Source organism: Pseudomonas sp. stari2 (assembly GCF_040760005.1).
Taxonomy (GTDB): Bacteria; Pseudomonadota; Gammaproteobacteria; order Pseudomonadales; family Pseudomonadaceae; genus Aquipseudomonas.
Map to the genome: position 1 here is coordinate 4,051,486 of NZ_CP099760.1, position 19,503 is coordinate 4,070,988.

The following is a 19,503-nucleotide window of genomic DNA, read 5'->3' on the forward strand; positions in this document are numbered from 1 at the left end:
AATGGAACTGGCCAGCCTGATCGGACGCCTCAACCCGGACAACCGCCGCGCCCTCGAACGCGCCGCCCAACGCTGTCTGCAGCGCGGGCATCACTTTGTCGAGATCGAGCATCTGTTGCTGGAATTGCTCGACATCGACGGCGGCGACTTTGCTTTCCTGCTGCCGCGTTTCGGGCTGGAACGGGATGCGCTGACGGCTGAAATCAACAAGGCACTGGACCTGTTCAAGGCGGGTAGTACCCGCACCCCGGCACTGTCCTCGCATACGCTGGGATTGTTGGAAGACGCCGTGGTGCAGGCCAGTGTGCTGGGGATCGACAGCATTCGTTCCGGGCTTTTGCTACTCGCATTGATTGATCGTGACGAGCGCCGAAGTCTGTTGCTCAACAGTGCGTCGTCATTGCTGCGGATTCCCAGGGAAGCCTTGCGCGCGAATCTGCTGGAGTGGACGGAGAACTCCCGCGAGCACGCAGGCCCGCGTTCTGTGTCTTCTGGAAATCCGGCGCCACGTCAGGACTCGGTGCTCGATCAATACACCCAGGACCTGACCGCTGACGCTCATGCCGGGCGCATCGATCCCATCGTTGGTCGCGACGGCGAGATTCGTCAGTGCATCGACATTCTTTTGAGACGCCGGCAAAACAACCCGATTCTGGTCGGCGCACCGGGCGTGGGCAAAACCGCCGTGGTCGAAGGCCTGGCGCTGCGCATTGCTGCCGGAGATGTGCCGCCGTCGTTGCAGGAAGTCAGTCTGCGAGTGCTTGACCTTGGTCTGTTGCAGGCTGGTGCCGGGGTCAAAGGTGAATTCGAACAACGACTCAAAGGCGTGATCGACGCCGTTCGCAGCGCCGACAAGCCAATCATCCTGTTCATCGACGAAGCCCACACTCTGATCGGGGCAGGCGGCGCCGAAGGTGGCAGCGATGCGGCCAACTTGCTCAAACCTGCGCTGGCCCGTGGTGAGTTACGTACGTTGGCCGCCACGACCTGGATGGAATACAAAAAATACTTCGAGAAAGACCCGGCCCTCGCCCGCCGCTTCCAGCTGGTGCAGGTCGAAGAACCGGATGAGATCACCGCCGTGGAAATGCTCCGTGGTGTGGCCGCCAAACTCGAACAACACCACGGCGTGCAAGTGCTGGACGCGGCGATCCACGAAGCGGTGAAACTCTCGCACCGCTACATCTCCGGCCGCCAGTTGCCGGACAAGGCCATCAGCGTCCTCGACACCGCGTGCGCCCGGGTCGCCCTCGGCCAGCACGACGTGCCGCCACCGCTGGAAAGCCTGCGCCACCGGCAAAACAGCCTCAAGGATGAAGTCGAGCGCCTGCGCCGGGAGCAGGCCACCGGGCTGGACCATCGTGAACGCATCACCCTGCTGGAGGGTGAATCGAACACCAATGTGCAAGCGATCCGCGAACTGGAAACACGTTGGAGCGAAGAGCGCGTGGCCGTGCGTGAACTGCTCGAGACCCGCCGCGAATTGCTGGCGTTGAGCGAAAGCGCCGACAGCGACAAGCCCGACGAAGCCACCGACAGCCGCATCGATCATCTGGCCGCCGAACTGCTGCGCCTGGAGGCGGGACTGGATGCGATCCGCCAGGACGATCCGCTGGTACCGGAACAGGTCGACAGCAAAACCGTCGCTGCCGTGATCGCCGGCTGGACCGGCATCCCCGTCGGCAAAATGCTTGCCGACGAAGCCCATGCCGTGCGCACCCTCGGCACCCGCATGGGCCAGCGCGTCATGGGCCAGAGCATTGCGCTCAACACCATCGCCCAGCGTTTGCAGGCCTATCGAGCGGGGCTCACCGATCCACAAAAACCGGTCGGCGTGTTCCTGCTGGTCGGCCCCACGGGCGTTGGCAAAACCGAAACCGCCTATGCGTTAGCCGATGCGTTGTACGGCGGCGAACGCAATCTGATCAGCATCAACCTTTCCGAATATCAGGAAGCCCATACCGTCAGCCAGCTCAAGGGCGCCCCTCCGGGTTACGTCGGTTACGGCAGCGGTGGCGTGCTGACGGAAGCTGTTCGACGCAAACCGTATTCGGTGGTGTTGCTGGATGAGATCGAGAAGGCGCATCCGGATGTGCTGGAAGCGTTTTACAACGTGTTCGACAAAGGCTTGATGGAGGACGGCACTGGGCTGGTGGTGGACTTCAAGAACACCGTGATGCTCGCCACCAGCAACGTCGGTGCTGAGTTGCTGCTCGATACGCCCGTGTCACAGATCGGCTCCGAGCCCTTCAACGAGGTGCTGCACAAAGTCCTGCTGCAAGCCTTCCGACCGGCATTTCTGGCGCGCATGACGGTGGTTGCGTATCGGCCGCTGGATGAGCAGACGCTGGAAGGGATTGTGCTGGCGAAGCTGGAGAAATTGCGTGGGCGCTACAAGGCTGCGACCGGCAAGCAGTTCGAATTTGATTCGGGAATTGTGAAAGCGGTACTCGCCAAGTGCAGCGCGGCGGGTGCACGGGATGTCGAGAATGTGTTGATGACGCAGGTGACGGGGAAGTTGGCGGAGTGGGTGTTGGAATAAAGCGTACCCAAGGTTCATACGGAAACAAAACGACGGGACGAAAACATGGGGAATATACATTTCAACTTGAACAACTCTGCGCACCTTGGAGGATTGGCGCCGCCCCCCTTGGCCGCTGGAGGTTTTGGAAACGCGCTTTTGCCAGGTGGAATGTATGGCATGGCGGGGACGTACATCATTGTCAACTCCAACTCCAACAACCGCTACATCGGTATCGCCAACGATATAGGCACACGCTTCAACACCCGCTTGGCGACGATTACAGAGACCGGTTTTTTGCCGGCCGAAATGGCCAGAATCGGCGTCACCTGGGGAACAACCACTTGCCAGAATACCGCTCCGGTCTTTGGCGTCGCTCCCGCTCCCGTGCTTGCAGTACCCGCCCCTCCGGCTGCATTCAATGCATTGATCGATGGTGTCGCGGTAAACCTGGAGCGCTTGCTGATTCGCTTTGTCATCACTCAACTGGGTGCCGGCGGTACCGTTTCCAACAACGCCATGGCCGTAGCCCCGTATGCCAATCCGACTGCAAATCCCATTACCGTCCGCTTGACCTGGGGGGCCATGGGCGGCCTGTACCTGGCCGGGTTTCATCAGGCGATATGGAATGTGGGAATGATCAACGCATGGTGAAAAACGCCAGCGCCCGGGCCTGTAAGGAAAAACAAGGACATTGAAATCAAAGGGGACAGATTTATTTATGAAACAAATAAATTCGTCCCCTTTTTTACACTCGACAAAATATGTTCGGCGGATTTTTCATACATCATCAAGCCATCCGTCACTGACTGACGGGAAACAGCAAAGGAAACAGAAAATTAGATGAAATACGGACATAAGCAGGTTTTTCGCTGCCATTTCAATGAAGACTAACCGCCCTCATGCAACTGAAGAACAGGGCATTTGATAAACACAACAAAGGATTGTAAACATCATGCCAGATCACCTCGTTACGTCCGACCAGATGAATTTATTGAGAGTGGGCGAGCGCGTCATAACCGATGTAAAAAACTTATTAATCAACGGAAGCGGAAATCAAACACACTCAAACGTTACGGGACTAAATCATCTCGCAACAGCGTTAAGCTACAACTACGGAAATGCGTTCGGCCCTTTCAGACCCCGAAGGATCATTGCCATAGCACAGCAAACAGGCGGAGGGAACTGCGATCAGACGGGAGCCATTTCATATGCATATTGCCGTGACCTGCTCGACAACCTTCACGAATCCGCCTGGGCTTATGTACCTGGGCATACATTTGCTTTGATTGGTTTAACCGGCACAAACACCGACGAATGGATTGCTGTTGACCCTTGGGTGGAGCACGCAGTACCGACGCTTTACAAACATCATTTCTCTCACGGCAACAACTTACAGTTTTATTCAAAAAAAACTGGAACCGGCAAAAACGCTTACACTTCGACCAAAGTGCTTAACCAGATACAGACTATTATCCAGGCCACGTTACCTGCCCAAATATTTTTAAACTCCACTGTCATCTACAACCAATACAGCCATGGAACACCCTGGAAGAATGGCATTTCGTACAAATACATTGAACAAATAGTACTTGATTAGATGTGGAGAAACAGACGCTCCTCACGGCTTTAAATATAAGTGAGACTCCTATGCCTCGTTCCACCGACAACAACACCACCCTCTCCCTCACTGCCACCTCGCTCTCGGCGCTTTACCCTGAGTCATTTTCCGGGGAGGAAACGCTCAACGTATTGAGCTTGCAAATCATCAACGGCCTCAACGACGGCACCTCCCTCACCCTGACCAGCGCCATCGCCAGCCACGTCACCACCACCCTGCACAACGACGCGCAACTGCGCCCGTTCGACGCCTTGGTCGCGGAGATCCGTCAACTCCCCGCCGACGCCACCGCCGAGCGCTATCAGCTGGTTCTAAGGCCATGGCTCTGGTGGCTGACCCTGGCCAGCAACAACCGCGTATTCCAGAACCTCGCCACTTCGGACATCGTGACCACGATCTTCAAGGCCCACGGCTTCACCGATTTCAAACTCTCGCTGACCGGCAGCTACACCCCCCGCGAATACTGCGTGCAATACGGCGAAACCGACTTCGCCTTCGTCTCACGGCTACTGGAGGAGGAAGGCATCTTCTGGTTTTTCACCCACGACGAGGGCAAGCACACGCTGGTGCTGGGCGACAGCAATGACGCCTTCGTGCAGATCCCCAACGGCCCGAAGGTCAAGTATCTGGCTCAACAAATGGGCGAGCGCGAGTTGCATGGCATCCGCTCGGGTCAAGTGTGCCTGCAAGCTGTGGCCGGGGTGTACAAGGCAACGGATTACGAGTTCACCACGCCGACCACGTCACTCTTCGGCCAGGCCGAGGCGGTTGCCGGGCCGCGTTCCTTCTATGAGCATCCGGGTGGTTACAACGCCAAGGCTCGGGGCGACGCATTGACCAAACAACGGGTCGACGGGCTGCGCAGTGAAGAGAAACGTTTTGTTGGCGAGAGCGACTGCCGCTGGTTGATCCCCGGCCATTGGTTCACTCTCGACGGCCACGAAGACGCGAGTCTGAACATCGATTGGGTCGTCACGCGAGTCACCCACGACGCCAGCCACGAAAGCTATCGCAACCGCTTCGAAGCCATCCCCAAAGCCACGCCGTTTCGCCCGCCCCGCACCACACCGAAACCGCGCATGCATCCACAGACCGCGATCGTCGTAGGCAAGTCCGGCGAGGAAATCTGGACCGACGAGTACGGCCGGATCAAGTTGCAGTTCCCCTGGGATCGCGACGGCAAGAACGATGAAGCCAGTTCCTGCTGGGTGCGTGTGGTGTTGCCGTGGAGCGGCAAGGGTTTCGGCATGCAGTTCGTGCCGCGTATCGGCCAGGAAGTCATCGTGACCTTCATCGACGGCGATCCGGACCGGCCGCTGGTCACCGGTTGCGTGTACAACGGCGACAACGCCCTGCCCTACACCTTGCCGGCGAACCAGACCCAATCGGGGATCAAGACCCAATCGTCCAAGGGTGGCGGCGGCTTCAACGAGCTGCGTTTCGAGGACAAGAAGGATGCCGAAGAGGTGTTCCTGCAGGCGCAGAAAGACTTGAAGATCAACGTGCTCAACGACACCACCGCAACGGTCGGCCACGACGAAACCCTGACGGTGCAGAACGCCCGCACCCGCACGGTCAAGGACGGCGACGAGACCGTCACGCTGGAAAAAGGCAAACGCAGCGTGACGATTCAGACCGGCAGCGACAGCCTCGATGTGAAAGACAGCCGCACCGTGAAAGTCGGCGCCGATCAGAACCACAGCACCGGCGGCAATTACACCGACAAGGTCACGGGCGATTACAGCCTGACGGTGGACGGCAACCTGACGATCAAGGTCAGCGGCACCCTCACGCTGCAAAGCGGTGGCAGTTTCACGATCAAGAGCGGCGCGGATCTGGCGACTTCGGCCAGCACCTCGATCACTCAGAAGGCCGGGACCGCCATGACCAATCAGGCCGGTACTTCGCTGGACAACAAGGCCGGAACCACGCTGACCAACGACGCCGGCATCAGCCTGACCAACAAGGGCGCGGCCTCACAGACCGTGGACGGCGGCGGCATGCTGACCATCAAGGGCGGGCTGGTACAGGTCAACTGACAAGGAGAAGCCATGGCGATCACACCGCTGGATCTGCAGCAGAACGACAAACACCTCAAGGGGCGATTGCAGGACGGCCAGCTCGACGGCCCGCTGAACATCAAGGAAGACGGTCGCCAACAGGCAGACCTGAATTACAGCCAGGGAGAATTACAGGGCACATCCCTGCTCTACCACCCCAACGGCAGGGTCTCGGCGCAGATGCCGTTCGTGCGCGACAAGCTGCAAGGCGTCGCCAGTTTCTACGCGCCCGAAGGCTGGCTGCAGCGCAAGGCAACCTATCGGCGCGGTTTGTTGCATGGCGAGGCGTTCAACTACTTTCCCGACGGGCAAGTGGCAGAGGCCGAGTTTTATCGCGACGGCGTGCGTGAGGGGCGTTATCAACGCTTTCATCCCAACGGCAAACCGGCGGTGGATGCACGTTATCTGAATGGGCAGTTGATGGAACCCGAACAGGGATTTGCCGAGGATGGGCGACCGCTGGATGCCGATGGCAAGCCGATTTCCCGGGTGCGCTGGTGGTTTCGCAAATGGACGGATCCGCAGCAGGCCTGACTCAGGGAATCAACATCTGCATCTGCCCCGGCATCACGATCTTGATCACCCCCGCCCAGTTGCACATCAACGTGCTGTTGGCATCGATCGCCGGCATCCCGCCCAGCAGCAGGGTCGGCGCACCGCCGGGAATCCACGGAGAGGCGGTGGCGGGAATGCACGGCATCGGCGTTAACACCCCCAGCGCAGCAGCCGTGGCAGCGGCGACCATCGGGTTGGCCATGCTCATGCACATGCCGAACGTGGTGACGTTGACCAGCGGAATGTGATCCATGATGTTCGCCGCCGGCATCCCGCCGGTCAGCGTGCGGTTGACCGGCAGCACGTTGAGCACCGCCGGCGCAGCACCGAAACTGCATTGCAGGGTGGCGCTGGCACAGACTTGCGGGCAGCCCATTTCAAAGCTCCTTCCTGGACACGGCATACCCGCTAAACCTTAGTCGCCAGCGGCCCGCCGCGCACATTCCCAAAGGTGATTATCGTGCAACACGCTAACCTATAAGACCGAACCGCGCTTGTGACCGCCCGAGCGCGCCATTAGATTAGCCAATGATGTCTGGCCTCCAAAATAAGCAGAAGGGATAAGCATGGCGCTTACTGACCAGTCCACCCGTATCCGCTCTGGCGAAGAACTCGATGCCAGCCTGATCGATCCGTACCTCAAGGCGCACATTCCGGGCCTGACCGGCACGCCGCAGATCAGCCAGTTTCCCGGCGGCGCGTCGAACCTGACCTACCTGCTGGAATACCCGGACCAGGAATTCGTCCTGCGCCGTCCGCCGTTCGGCCACAAGGCCAAGTCCGCCCACGACATGGGCCGCGAATTCCGCATCCTCAACCAGTTGCGCGACGGCTTCCCGTATTGCCCGAAAGCCTACGTGCATTGCACCGATGAATCGGTGATCGGCGCCGAGTTCTATGTGATGGAGCGGGTCAAGGGCATCATCCTGCGCTCGGACCTGCCGCCGGAACTGGGCCTGGACGCAGCGAAAACCGAAGCCCTGTGCAAGAGCTTCATCGACCGCTTCGTCGAACTGCACCGGGTCGATTACAACGCCTGCGGCCTCGGCGATCTGGGCAAACCGGAAGGCTACGTCGCCCGCCAGATCAAAGGCTGGAGCGAACGCTACGAAAAAGCCCTGACCCCGGACGCGCCGCACTGGGAACAGGTCAAAGCCTGGCTCAACGACAAGATGCCGGCCGACCACCCGACCTCCAGCATCGTGCACAACGACTACCGCTTCGACAACGTCATCCTCGACCCGAATAACCCGATGCAGATCATCGGCGTGCTCGACTGGGAACTGACCACCCTCGGCGATCCATTGATGGACCTGGGCAACACCCTCGCCTACTGGATCCAGGCCGACGACCCGGCACCGGTGCAACTGATGCGCCGCCAGCCGAGCCACGCCCCGGGCATGCTGACCCGCCGCGAATTCGTCGACTACTACGCCGAGCGCTCGGGCATCCAGATCGACAATTTCGACTTCTACTACACCTATGGCCTGTTCCGCCTGGCCGGGATCGTGCAGCAGATCTACTACCGCTTCTTCCATGGCCAGACCCAGGACAAACGCTTCGCGCAGTTCATTCACATGAACAAACTGCTGGAGCAGATGAGCCTGCAGGTCATTGCCAAATCCAGCCTCTGATGACGGCGTTATAACAAGGCTTACTACAAGGGAATCCCATGTCCAAGACTCAGTTGTTCGACCTCGACGGCAAGATCGCTTTCGTCTCCGGCGCCAGCCGTGGCATCGGTGAAGCCATCGCCAAACTGCTGGCCCAGCAAGGTGCCCATGTGATCGTTTCGAGCCGCAAACTCGAAGGCTGCCAACACGTAGCCGATGCCATCATCGCCGCCGGCGGCAAGGCCACCGCCGTCGCCTGCCACATCGGTGAAATGGAACAGATCAGCCAGGTCTTCGCCGGGATCAAGGAACAGTTCGGCCGCCTGGACATCCTGGTCAACAACGCCGCGACCAACCCGCAATTCTGCAACGTGCTGGACACCGACCTCGGCGCCTTCCAGAAAACCGTCGACGTGAACATCCGCGGCTACTTCTTCATGTCGGTGGAGGCCGGCAAGCTGATGCGTGAGAACGGTGGCGGCAGCATCATCAACGTGGCGTCGATCAACGGCATCTCGCCGGGAATCTTCCAGGGCATCTACTCGGTGACCAAGGCTGCCGTGATCAACATGACCAAAGTCTTCGCCAAGGAATGCGCGCAATTCGGCATCCGCTGCAACGCCCTGCTACCGGGCCTGACCGACACCAAGTTCGCCTCGGCCCTGGTCAAGAACGACGCAATCCTGAAACAGGCCCTGACACAAATCCCGCTCAAGCGCGTGGCCGACCCAAGCGAAATGGCCGGCGCCGTGCTGTACCTGGCGAGCGACGCCTCAAGCTACACCACCGGCGTTTCGCTGAACGTGGACGGCGGCTTCCTGTCCTGATCCGCCGCTGAAGCAAACGAAAAGGCAGCCCAAGGGCTGCCTTTTTCATGCCTCCAGAATCTTCGGCAACTGCCAGCCGAAATGCACCGACAACAAGCGCAATAACAAACACGCCGCCCCTGCCAGCAACGCAGCCGCCACCGGCGAAACGCCCAGTCTGCGCCCGATGATCAACACCGCCGCGCCGACAAATGCCGAACTGGCATACAAATCCGCCTGCAACACCACCGGCACCCGCGCCAGCACAATGTCCCGCAGCACCCCGCCACCGACGCCGGTAATCGTGCCCATCAGCATGGCCACAAACGGCGAAATGCCGAAATTCAACGCCTTCTGCGCCCCGGCCACGGCAAACAGCGCCAGCCCCGCCGCATCCAGCACGATCAAGGTCGAACCGGACCAGCCCAGCACCCGCTCATGAAAAACAAATGCCACCCCGCCCATGGCAAACGCCAGCGCCGGATAACGCCAGTCAGCCACGGCCTTGGGCGGCGTAGCGCCGATCAACAGATCACGCGTCACCCCGCCACCGAGCGCAACGATGAACGCAATCACCATCACGCCCAGCAGATCGAGTTGAGCGTGCATCGCCGCAATGGCGCCTTCAACGGCAAACACCGCGGTGCCGACCAGATCGGCCACCAGCACAATCCACTCGACCCGCGCCTTCGACGGCGCGTGCGTTATTGAGTGACGCAACGCGTCTTGGTGATGTGTCGGGTTACCTGTCCGTCGGCATACATGTCACCGGCGACCTCGGTGTTTTCCATCACCTGACAGGTGCGTTCAGGTGGCGGAGGCGGCGCTGCCGGCGGAGGGGGTGGAGGACTGGCACAACCACTGAGCAGCACCAGACCTAAAGCCGACAACAACGAAAAACACACGCGTTTCCCAGGATTGTTCATAGGATGACCCGCGATAAATGGAAGAAAAACTCCCGTCGCCGAGCGTGCAAATACCCGGTTATGGAAACCGAACCACTCATTCCTTATAGACCAGTGGACTGCAAGTGCCAGTGAAATGGCTCGAACTGGCAGGATTTGCTGTCGATTTTCGGGATGAGTCGACTGATCCATCGCCACCGCCGACAAGCCATCCCCCACAGTTGAACGTCGGATTGAGACGCAGAGCGTCCCGGGCTGCATTCCCACGCCGAGCGTGGGAACGATCAACTCGACTTACGCGTTTGCTTTTGCTTCCCACCACTCAACACGATGAGCGTTAGCTCGAGTACCGCTTTTGATCGCAGGGCCCGTCGGCAGGCTGAGTGAAGGGATTGATCCGGGGGTGGGAGCGCAGCGACCGTTTGGCGAAGCCAAACACATCGAGAGGAGGTGCAGCGAAGCAAACCGTAGGCGATGCCCCCCGGATCAATCCCGGAGCGAAGGAACCCGAGCCACAGCGAGGGCCGTACGTCAGGGTAAAGCCTTTTGGGTTACCTTTTCGGCGTTTGGAAAAGGTGACTCGCCGTAAGGGCGAAACCCTAAGAAGCCGTTACCACAGCAACGGATATTCACATCCCCCCCTGAGCTGGTCGGCCCAAAGGCCGCCAAGTTCACCCGGACGAGCGCAAAGAATTACTCTCAAGCTCATACCGCAATTCATCAATCAAGGCATCCACCGCTTCCGGCGTGCGCAAGGCATCCAGACTCAACCCACTGATCACCAGATCAACCTGCCCGGAAGCCGGGTGATACAACTTCACCGTAAGCGAATGATCCCCATCCACCACACACTCACAAGCCAACGGCGAAAAACTACGCTCAAGCCGAGCCCGCAACTGCGCCAGATAAATCATTGCGCCAGCTCCACACAACCAGACTCAACAACAAACAACACATTCATAAAGGGCTGATCCATTAGCAGGTTCCAAAAAGGCACGATCACGATAAAAACGCATCGCACCCCACCAGACTAAGAACAGCCCGCCCGATCAAACACCCGAATTTGCACCCCATGAACTAGTGCATTTGCACCTTACCGCTGCCCCCGGCCGCCCCCCGAAAACAACCCACGCTCCCGCGCCCAGACAATCGCCTCACTGCGACTGTGCACATCGAGCTTCGAATACACCGTCGCCACATGATTGCGCACCGTGTTCGGCGCCAGTTTCAAGCGCGCAGCAATCTCCTTGTCCGCCAACCCCTCACAGATCAACCCCAGCACATCACGCTCGCGAGCCGTCAGGTCGGTAAACGACACACTTGGAAGTTGCGGCGAATTGACCTTCTTCACATTGGCCAGTTTTTCGATCAGCGTACGGCTGAACCACGACGCATCCTTCATCACCTCTTCAATCGCCGCCACCAGTTCGAGCTCGGTACGCTTGCGCTCGGTGATATCCATCAGCACCAGCAGATAGCACACAGTGTCCTGAATGTTGACGGTGTCAGCGGATACCGCGCACTCCAGCAATTCGGCGTCTTTCCTGCGGATCCGCATATCGACGCGATCGATCCGGCCGCTCTTCTCCAACGCTGCCAGCAACCGGGCGCGTTCCGCCGGTTCATCGATGAAATCCAGTTGCGCGACGGTCTTGCCAAGCACGTCGTCGCTCTCGTAAGCCAGGGTATCGAGAAAGGCCTGATTGACGTCGATCAGCCGCTGCTCGTCGGCGCTGCAAATCAGGATCGGCACCGGGGTCAGGCGAAAGGCCTTGGCGAACCGTTCCTCACTCTGACGCAGGGCGACCTCGGCCTTGTGCCGCAGCTCCATGTCGACGAACGAAAACAGCATGCAGTCTTCGTCGTTGAGCACCAGCGGCTGGCCGGCGACGATCACCTGTTTGCTGCCACCGTCCGGCAAGCGCAACTCAGCCTGCATCTGCGGAATGGTCGCGACATCGCGCAGGCGCTGGATGGCCAGGTCCTTGCGCTCGGCCTGTTCGAGAATATCCAGTTCATAGGTCGAGGCGCCGATCACCTGATCGCGGGTGTAGCCGGTCATCTCCAGAAACCCCGGATTGACCTTGATGTAACGCAGATCGCTGAGGCGGCAGATCACCGCCGGCGCGGGGTTGGCGTTGAAGGTTTTTTCGAAGCGCTGCTCGGCGTTGGCCCAATCGGTGACGTCGCTCATGATCAGCACCAGCGATTCGGTCTCGCCGTCACGATCGGTCAGCACCATGCTGCGCACGCTGTGCACCCAGGTGCGTTCTTCATCACTGTGCGGGGTGACTTCCACCAGCACGTCACTGAAAGTTTCCCCAGCCGCCACGCGACTGATCGGGTACTGCTCCGGCGTCAGCGTGTGGTTGTTGCGATAACGCAGGTTGAAGCGCTCGGCATACTCCCCGGCATTGTTGCCCAACTCGCCGATGCGACTGACGCCATGCATCGCCAGCGCAGCTTCGTTGGCCCAGAGGATGGTCTGGTCGAGTTCCAGCAGAATCACCCCGTCGGACAGACCGGCGATGATCTGTTGCAACTGACGGCGATTGGTTTCGGTGGTCAGGACGTCCCGGCTCATTGGCTCTCCACAAGTACACTCATGTGAAGATTACGACCGCAGGCCGTTGTGATCGTGCCGGTCAATTTTGCCCTTGGTCAGCGCGATGGGTGATCCACCAGTTCCCGCAGCGTATCGAGAAACAGCTTGAGCACCGGCGAGGCATCGTCCGCCCGATAGGTCGCGTACAGCGGCACTTGCGGCAGCGCCGGGGTCAGGCGCCGGAACACCAGTCCGGCCGGCGCCAGTTGTTCGATGGACGCCGGCAACAGCGCCACGCCGAACCCGGCACGGACCAGACTGAGCAAGGTCTGCACCTCGATCACCTGCTGGCGGATCTGCGGGGTGAACCCGGCCTGAATGCAGCACTGATAGAGAAAATTGGCGAACCGCGATTGCTTCAATTCCAGCGCCACAAACGGCTCCTGCGCCAGATCAGCCGGCGCCAGCACCTCGCGTCGGGCCAGCGGGTGATCCTGCGGCATCACCACATGGATTGGCTCATGGATCAGCAGTTCATTGCGTAATTGCGGATCGTCATAACCGACGCGGAACACGCAGGCGTCGATGCGTTTCTCCTTCAACGCCTTGACCTGCGCCGCCGGGGTCATCTCATGCAGACGCCAGGTCACCTGCGGGTAGCGCTCGCGAAACAGGTGCAGCGCTTTGGGCAGTACGCCGACCATCACCGAGCTGATCATGCCGATTTCCAGCTCGCCCAGTTGCCCGCGCCCGGTCTGGCGGGTCAGGTCCAGCGCCCGCTCGAGTTGTTCGAACACCAGCGGCGCCTGCTCCTTGAGCATCTGCCCCGCCGCCGTCAGCTCGACCCGATGATGACTGCGCTCGAACAGCGGCGTGCCAAGTTCTTCCTCCAGCAAGCGGATCTGCTGGCTCAGGGGCGGCTGGCAGATGTGCAGCCGTTCGGCGGCACGGCCGAAGTGCAACTCATCGGCCAGCGCCATGAAGTACCGCAGCAAACGCAGGTCCATGGTGGCTTACCCCAGGTTCAATGGCGTGGAACGCTGACGCACCCCGGTCAGGCTGAACAGCGCATTGGCAATCGCCGGAACCACCGACGGGCTGCCCAGCTCGCCAACGCCGCCCGGTTTGTCCGGCTGACCATCGAGCACGAGGATGTCCACGGGCGGCATGTCGGACATCCGCGTAACGCGATAGTCGTGGAAGTTGCTCTGCACCACCCTGCCCTGCTGGATGTCGAGACGATCGAACAGCGCATGACCGAGGCCCCACATCAATCCGCCGTAAATCTGCTCCTCGACCCCGCCGGGCGACACCGCCAGACCGCAATCGACCACACAGGTCAACTTCTCGACCCGGGCCTTGCCGTCCACCTTCGTGACCCGCGCCACCACGGCGATGAAACTGGTGTAGCCCTGATTGGTGGCGATCCCCAACGCCGTATCCGGCGGCAGTTTCTGGCCCCAACCGGCGCGTTCGGCCGCCTGCTTCAGCACCGCGACATGCCGTGGCCGTTCCTGCATGTTGGCCAGCCTGAACGCCAGCGGATCTTCAGCGGCGGCATGGGCCAGTTCATCCATGAAACTTTCCACGGCGAACACGTTGGGAATGAAGCTCACCGAGCGATACCAGCCGCTGGGCACGTTGCTTTCGTGCTTGACCCAGGTCAGGTCCAGGTGCGGCGGACGGTAGGCGAAGTCCCACGCGGTGATGGCCTCGGTGGTGCTGTAATCCATGTGATCCGCGCGCTCGAAATAGCCCGGTTCCCACTGTTCCGGCGAGGCTGGCGACACCGCATGCAGTTGCAGCGCCGTGAGTTTACCTTGGGCATCCAGTGCGCCCTTCGCCCGATGAAGCGTGGCCGGGTGATTGAACAGCGCGCGCATTTCGTCTTCGCGGCTGTTGAGCAGTTTCACCGGCACGCCGGTCTGCTGCGCCAGATACGCGACTTCGAACAGCCAGTATTTGGCTTCCCGCGCACCGAAGCTGCCGCCGGACACCAGTTCATGAATCGTGACCTTGTCCTTGCCGATGCCGCACACGGTCTGCGCCGCTTCCAGTGCCGACGACGGAACCTGCACGCCGCCCCAATAGGTGATCGCCTTGTCCTTGACCTGCGCGGTGATGCAGATCGGCTCCAGCGGGTTTTGCACCTTGTAAGGCATCGTGTAATCGGCTTCGAGCAACTTCGCCGCGCCCGACCATTGCCCGGCGACATCGCCCTGGGCCATGGCTTTGACGGTTTGCGTTGCCGGATCGCTGATCGCTGCGATCTGTGCTTTGCTCAGCTCGGCGCTGTCGAAACCGGCCAGCGGGGAGTCGCTCCATTTGATCTCCAGCAACTGGCGCCCCTGCTGCGCGGCCCAGAAGGTGTCGGCCAGCACTGCGACGCCTTCGAGGTTGCCGCCGAGCACATCCGGCCGCCCCGGAATCGCGATCACCTTGCGCACGCCCGGCACTTGCAACGTGGCCGCCGAATCCACCGCGACAACCTTCGCGCCCACCACCGGCGCACGCTGAATCACCGCCACCAGCATCCCCGGCAACTGCACGTCGATGCTGTACTTGAAGCGCCCGCAGACCTTGGCCGCCGCGTCGCGTTTGTGGCGCAACTTGCCGATGTATTTGAACTGTGCCGGATCCTTCAGCGTGACGTTGGTCGGTGCCGGCAGATGCGCTGCCGCGCCGGCCAGTTCGCCGTATCCGAGGCTGCGTTTGCTCGAGGCATGCACGACCCGGCCTTCTTCGGTGGAGCAGCTCTCGGGGCTGACTTTCCACTGCTGCGCCGCCGCACTGATCAGCAGCGCCCGCGCCGTGGCGCCGGCCGTGCGCAGGCGATCGTATTCCAGCGACACGCTGGTGCTGCCGCCGGTGGAGAAGACTTTCCAGACCGGATGAATATAGGTTTCAAAGAACGGATCTTCCGGGGTGATGACCTGCACGGTCATCGGGTTCACATCCAGTTCCTCGGCCACGCACGCGGCCAAAGCCGTCTGGGTCCCGGTGCCGGAATCGTGCTTGTGCACCACCAGTTTCACCGTGCCGTCGGGCAGCACGCGCACCCAGGCGTTGGGTTCGAATTCGGTGGCCGAGGTTTTCACTTCAGTCGCCGCCGTTCCGGAAGGCAAATACAACGCAATCGCCAGACCGGACGCCACCGTCACCGCCTGCTTGAGAAACACCCGGCGCGAGGGTTCATCAACGTTGCCGTGGATGAGGCTCATCACGCCTCCTTCGGCGCATTCGCCGCACGTTTGATCGCCTTGTTGATGCGCCCGTAAGTGCCGCAGCGACAGATATTCCCGGACATGGCGTTGCGGATCGAGTCGTCGTTGACCGGCGCGCCGGTGTTAAGCAGCGCGGCGGCGGACATGATCTGCCCGGATTGACAGTAGCCGCATTGCGGCACATCTTCGGCGACCCAGGCCAGTTGCAGCGGATGATTTTCGTTGGGCGACAAACCCTCGATGGTGGTGATGCTGTGGCCCGCGACGGCGGCCAGCGGCAACTGGCAGGAACGCACCGCGACGCCATTCAGGTGCACGGTGCAGGCACCGCACAGGCCCATGCCGCAGCCGAATTTGGTGCCGGTGAGTTTCAACTGATCACGCAACACCCATAACAAGGGCATGGAGGGGGACGCTTCATCCAGCTCGCGTCGTTCGCCGTTAACCGTGAATGCAATCATTGTCAGGCTCCAAAAGAGCGGCCCGTCTTTGTGCGGGCCTGGTCACCGATTATTGGAAGCCCGGGCAACACGCGGCCAGCGACGATTTCTGCCAACCGGTGTAAGCAGGACTAACAACATGTACAAGCGATACCCGTCGGTGCAGTCCATGAGCGCGTTCATCCACGCGGCGCGCAGCGGCAGCTTTTCCAGCGCAGCGCGCAAGCTCGATCTGACTCACAGCGCAATCAGCCAGCAGATCCGCGCCTTGGAAGAATTCATCGGCCAGCCGTTGTTCGTGCGCGAAGGCGGCGGCAGTAACCTGACCGACGCCGGGCAGTTGTTTGCCAGCGTGCTGTCGGATGGTCTGGCGCAGATTGATCGGGCGTTGTCTTCGGTGAAGAACCGCAGCATGGCCCAGCGCCTGACCCTCGACGTCGACAGCGAACTGGCCCAGAGCTGGCTCAATCCGCGCCTGCCGCAGTTGCTCGATGGCTTGCCGGATTACGAAGTGACAATCCTGTCGATGCCGCGCAGTGATCGCAGCACGTTCGAACGGGTGGACCTGTCGCTGCGCTACGGCTACGGCGATTGGGACGATTGCGAGATGACCCAGATCTGCGGGGATCGGGTGTTGGCGGTGGCAGCTCCGGTGCTGCTTGAGCGCCATGGTTTACAGGTGCCGTTGAACCCGGCGCAGATTCTTGAATTACCGCTGCTGGGGTATACGCGGCGGTCGTGGATTCCGTGGCTGGATGCGGCGGGTATGCCCGCGGTGGAGCCTGCTGCTCGCGTCGTATTTGATAACGCGGCGAATCTCATCGCGGCTGCCGAGGCGGGTGTCGGCGCGGGACTGGTACGTGGATTACTGGCCGCCGATGCGTTGCGCAGCGGGCGGCTGGTGGCGTTGAACGAGGCGCAGATTGCGGCGCATTACAACCTTTACGCGGTGTGGCCCCATGGGCAGGCTGAGCGCGTGGCGCCTGTTGTTGAAGTGATCAAGCAGTTGGCCCGGCAAACACAGTCCTGACGCCATCGCTGACAAGCCCATATCGAACAAGTATCACCACCCCACCCAATTAATATTGTACGAACCCTCCCCCGCCTTCCAATACTCGCCTCAAGCAACCACCCACCCGGGCCGGATGCGAACAGGCGAGGGAATGCGCAAGTGCTGCGCATAGAAACGGCCGATTGCCCGGGACGTGGATGCTGTGGGCCGCAAGGCTCCCTTCCCCGCTATCAGGAGATCGACTTCAATGATCATCGATATCAGCTGCTATCCCACGGATCTCGTGGACCTCGCCTGGAGGCATGACGGTGACCCGTTCACCGGCGAGCGTCTGCTGGAGATGATGGATGGCCCGTACATGGTCAACGGCAAGCCTCGCCGCATCGACAAAGCCTTCATCCAGCCACCGCAGGGCAACACCATTTACACCTGGACCGACGGCGAACTGTCGGGCCGCGAATCCATCGACGCCTACATGGCCTACACCCTGAAAATGGTCCAGACCTACCCGGACCGTTTCATCGGCTGCTTCGTCTACAACCCGCGCTGCGGCGTGGAAAACGGCGTCGAGGCGATCGAGCGCTACGTCAAGGAACACGGTTTCAAGATGGTGCAGATGCAGGCCAACATGCATGCCTACCGGCCTGACCGTGCACTCGACTGGGTGCGTCCGGCCTTCGAGAAATGCGCCGAACTGGGCATTCCGGTCAAGTTGCACACCGGCGACGGGCCCTACAGCATCCCCTCGGAATGGGTGCCGATGATCAAGGAATTCCCCAACGTCGATTTCATCATGGCCCACTTCGGCGTGCAGACCGGCGGCGTCTATGTGTTCGAACCGATGCAGTGGGCAATGGAGCTGCCCAACGTCTATTGCGAGTCCGGCTGGTGCCTGCAATCGCGGATTGTCGAGTTCGCCAAAGTCCTTCCGACCCACAAGATCCTGTTCGGCACCGACACCCCGCCGAACGAACCGGGCATGTGGCTGCGCCTGCTCGAAGTGCTCTGCCACGAGCCGCCGCAGGGCCTGAATCTCGACGAGGACACCCTCGAAGACTACCTGGGCAACAACACCGCACGGATGATCGGCCTTCAGCCGTCCCCGCCGCCGCGTTCCGTTTCCGAAGCAGAGGCGCAACTCAAGCGCCCCGTCACCACTCAACTGGCCAGGAGCTGAACCGATGATCATCGACACCCATCTGCACCCCACCAACCTGGTCGACGAGGCCTGGCGTCACACCGGCGAACCGTTCACCGGCGAGCGCATGCTCAAGCTGATGGACGGCCCGTACATGATCAACGGCAAGCCGCGCCGGATCGACATGGGCTTCATCCAGCCGCCACCGGGCAACACCGGGTATCGCGACGGCAACCGCCGTGGCCGTGAGGGCGTGCGTGACTACATGTCCTACGTCGCCGAACTGTGCGTGAAGTACCCGGACCGCTTCATCGGCAATTTCAACTTCAACCCGCGCTGGGGACCGGAAAACGGTGCGGCAGAGCTGGAATTCCACATCAAGGAATACGGCTTCAAGATGCTCAAGCTGCACGCCAACATGCACGGCTATCGCCCGGATCGCGCACTCGACTGGCTGCGTCCGGCGATGAAGGTCTGCGCCAAGTACAACATCGTGGTGCTGATCCACACCGGCGATGGCCCGTACACCATTCCGACGATGTTCTACCCGATCATCCGCGAATTCCCGATGGTCAATTTCATCATCGGTCACTTCGGCATCCAGACCGGTGGCAACTACTCGTTCGAGGCGTTCTGGATGGCGATGGACACGCCGAACGTGTACTGCGAATCCGGCTGGTGCTTCCAGTCGCGGATCGTCGAGTTCGCCAAGGAGCTGCCGCGCAACAAGATCGTGTTCGGCACCGACTCGCCGCCGAACGAACCGGGCATGTGGCTGCGCGAGCTGGAAGTGTTGTGCTCGCCGGCGCCGCAGGGCCTGGGGATCGACGAGGATCACCTTGAGGACTACCTGGGCAACAACATCGCCCGGTTGTGCGGGATCGAACCGACCCCGCCGCCCAAGGACCTGGCCGAGGCGGACATTCGTCTGACCACGACCTACCTCTAAACCCGTACACAGCGACTTTACAGGCGCGAAGATGACCCGGCGTTCGCTCGACCGGCAGGCCAACGGCTTGTCGATCGAACGCCAGCCTCACCCCTGCGCGCCTGCTTTTTACGA

The 19,503-nt window shown here is 60.7% G+C and carries 17 protein-coding genes; 10 read left to right on the top strand and 7 right to left on the bottom strand.

All coding sequences use genetic code 11. The annotated features are described in order from the left end of the window. The first annotated feature begins 1 nt into the window (after position 1). The 5 genes from tssH to NH234_RS18420 all read left to right on the top strand — a co-directional run bounded on the left by tssH (position 2) and on the right by NH234_RS18420 (position 6,736). Entirely contained in the window at positions 2–2,542 is a 2,541-nt protein-coding gene (tssH, locus tag NH234_RS18400) for a type VI secretion system ATPase TssH (RefSeq protein WP_085732031.1), read from the top strand. Positions 2,543–2,701: 159 nt separating this feature from the next. Beyond that, positions 2,702–3,175 carry a GIY-YIG nuclease family protein gene (locus NH234_RS18405; RefSeq protein ID WP_218189723.1) on the top strand — a complete coding sequence of 158 codons (474 nt, stop codon included), beginning with the start codon at positions 2,702–2,704 and terminating at the stop codon, positions 3,173–3,175. A gap of 301 nt (positions 3,176–3,476) precedes the next feature. Then, entirely contained in the window at positions 3,477–4,121 is a 645-nt protein-coding gene (locus NH234_RS18410) for a hypothetical protein (RefSeq protein ID WP_367253739.1), read from the top strand. A 50-nt stretch (positions 4,122–4,171) separates the two neighbouring features. Further along, positions 4,172–6,181 carry a type VI secretion system tip protein TssI/VgrG gene (gene tssI, locus NH234_RS18415; RefSeq protein WP_367253741.1) on the top strand — a complete coding sequence of 670 codons (2,010 nt, stop codon included), beginning with the start codon at positions 4,172–4,174 and terminating at the stop codon, positions 6,179–6,181. 12 nt (positions 6,182–6,193) lie between these two features. Further along, entirely contained in the window at positions 6,194–6,736 is a 543-nt protein-coding gene (locus tag NH234_RS18420) for a toxin-antitoxin system YwqK family antitoxin (protein WP_085732035.1), read from the top strand. Position 6,737: 1 nt separating this feature from the next. Here NH234_RS18420 and NH234_RS18425 read toward each other — a convergent pair whose 3' ends face one another. Next, complete coding sequence (locus NH234_RS18425) at positions 6,738–7,133, bottom strand: DUF4280 domain-containing protein (RefSeq protein ID WP_085732036.1); 396 nt, start codon at positions 7,131–7,133, stop codon at positions 6,738–6,740. A 190-nt stretch (positions 7,134–7,323) separates the two neighbouring features. Here NH234_RS18425 and NH234_RS18430 point away from each other — a divergent pair, with 190 nt between their 5' ends. Both NH234_RS18430 and NH234_RS18435 read left to right on the top strand, forming a co-directional pair. Further along, positions 7,324–8,391: a phosphotransferase family protein gene (locus NH234_RS18430; RefSeq protein ID WP_085732037.1), complete on the top strand. Its 1,068-nt coding sequence runs from the start codon at positions 7,324–7,326 to the stop codon at positions 8,389–8,391. 38 nt (positions 8,392–8,429) lie between these two features. Further along, positions 8,430–9,197 carry an SDR family oxidoreductase gene (locus NH234_RS18435; RefSeq protein WP_085687598.1) on the top strand — a complete coding sequence of 256 codons (768 nt, stop codon included), beginning with the start codon at positions 8,430–8,432 and terminating at the stop codon, positions 9,195–9,197. Positions 9,198–9,242: 45 nt separating this feature from the next. On the opposite strand, the gene NH234_RS18440 is transcribed toward NH234_RS18435, so the two are convergent. From NH234_RS18440 to NH234_RS18465, 6 genes are all read right to left on the bottom strand, one after another. Then, complete coding sequence (locus tag NH234_RS18440; protein WP_367253744.1) at positions 9,243–9,839, bottom strand: trimeric intracellular cation channel family protein; 597 nt, start codon at positions 9,837–9,839, stop codon at positions 9,243–9,245. Positions 9,840–10,752: 913 nt separating this feature from the next. Beyond that, positions 10,753–10,995 carry a DUF1652 domain-containing protein gene (locus NH234_RS18445; RefSeq protein ID WP_085687595.1) on the bottom strand — a complete coding sequence of 81 codons (243 nt, stop codon included), beginning with the start codon at positions 10,993–10,995 and terminating at the stop codon, positions 10,753–10,755. A 179-nt stretch (positions 10,996–11,174) separates the two neighbouring features. Further along, a complete protein-coding gene (locus NH234_RS18450; RefSeq protein WP_367253746.1) occupies positions 11,175–12,665 on the bottom strand; it encodes a helix-turn-helix transcriptional regulator in 1,491 nt (496 codons plus the stop codon). A gap of 77 nt (positions 12,666–12,742) precedes the next feature. Next, the gene (locus NH234_RS18455; protein WP_367253749.1) at positions 12,743–13,633 is read right to left on the bottom strand and encodes a LysR family transcriptional regulator; all 891 of its coding nucleotides are present in this window, start codon (positions 13,631–13,633) and stop codon (positions 12,743–12,745) included. Between the two features lie 6 nt (positions 13,634–13,639). Further along, positions 13,640–15,847 carry a molybdopterin cofactor-binding domain-containing protein gene (locus NH234_RS18460; RefSeq protein WP_367253751.1) on the bottom strand — a complete coding sequence of 736 codons (2,208 nt, stop codon included), beginning with the start codon at positions 15,845–15,847 and terminating at the stop codon, positions 13,640–13,642. Continuing rightward, entirely contained in the window at positions 15,847–16,311 is a 465-nt protein-coding gene (locus tag NH234_RS18465) for a (2Fe-2S)-binding protein (protein WP_085732042.1), read from the bottom strand. Before NH234_RS18465 ends, NH234_RS18460 begins: the two co-directional genes overlap by 1 nt. A gap of 118 nt (positions 16,312–16,429) precedes the next feature. Between NH234_RS18465 and NH234_RS18470 the strand changes: the two genes are divergently transcribed. The 3 genes from NH234_RS18470 (at position 16,430) to NH234_RS18480 (ending at position 19,389) form a co-directional block, all read left to right on the top strand. Then, positions 16,430–17,320, top strand: coding sequence for a LysR substrate-binding domain-containing protein (locus tag NH234_RS18470; RefSeq protein ID WP_367253753.1), 891 nt, complete (start codon positions 16,430–16,432; stop codon positions 17,318–17,320). Positions 17,321–17,549: 229 nt separating this feature from the next. Next, positions 17,550–18,479: an amidohydrolase family protein gene (locus tag NH234_RS18475; RefSeq protein WP_011334798.1), complete on the top strand. Its 930-nt coding sequence runs from the start codon at positions 17,550–17,552 to the stop codon at positions 18,477–18,479. A 4-nt stretch (positions 18,480–18,483) separates the two neighbouring features. Continuing rightward, the gene (locus NH234_RS18480; RefSeq protein ID WP_007952854.1) at positions 18,484–19,389 is read left to right on the top strand and encodes an amidohydrolase family protein; all 906 of its coding nucleotides are present in this window, start codon (positions 18,484–18,486) and stop codon (positions 19,387–19,389) included. Positions 19,390–19,503: the final 114 nt, after the last annotated feature.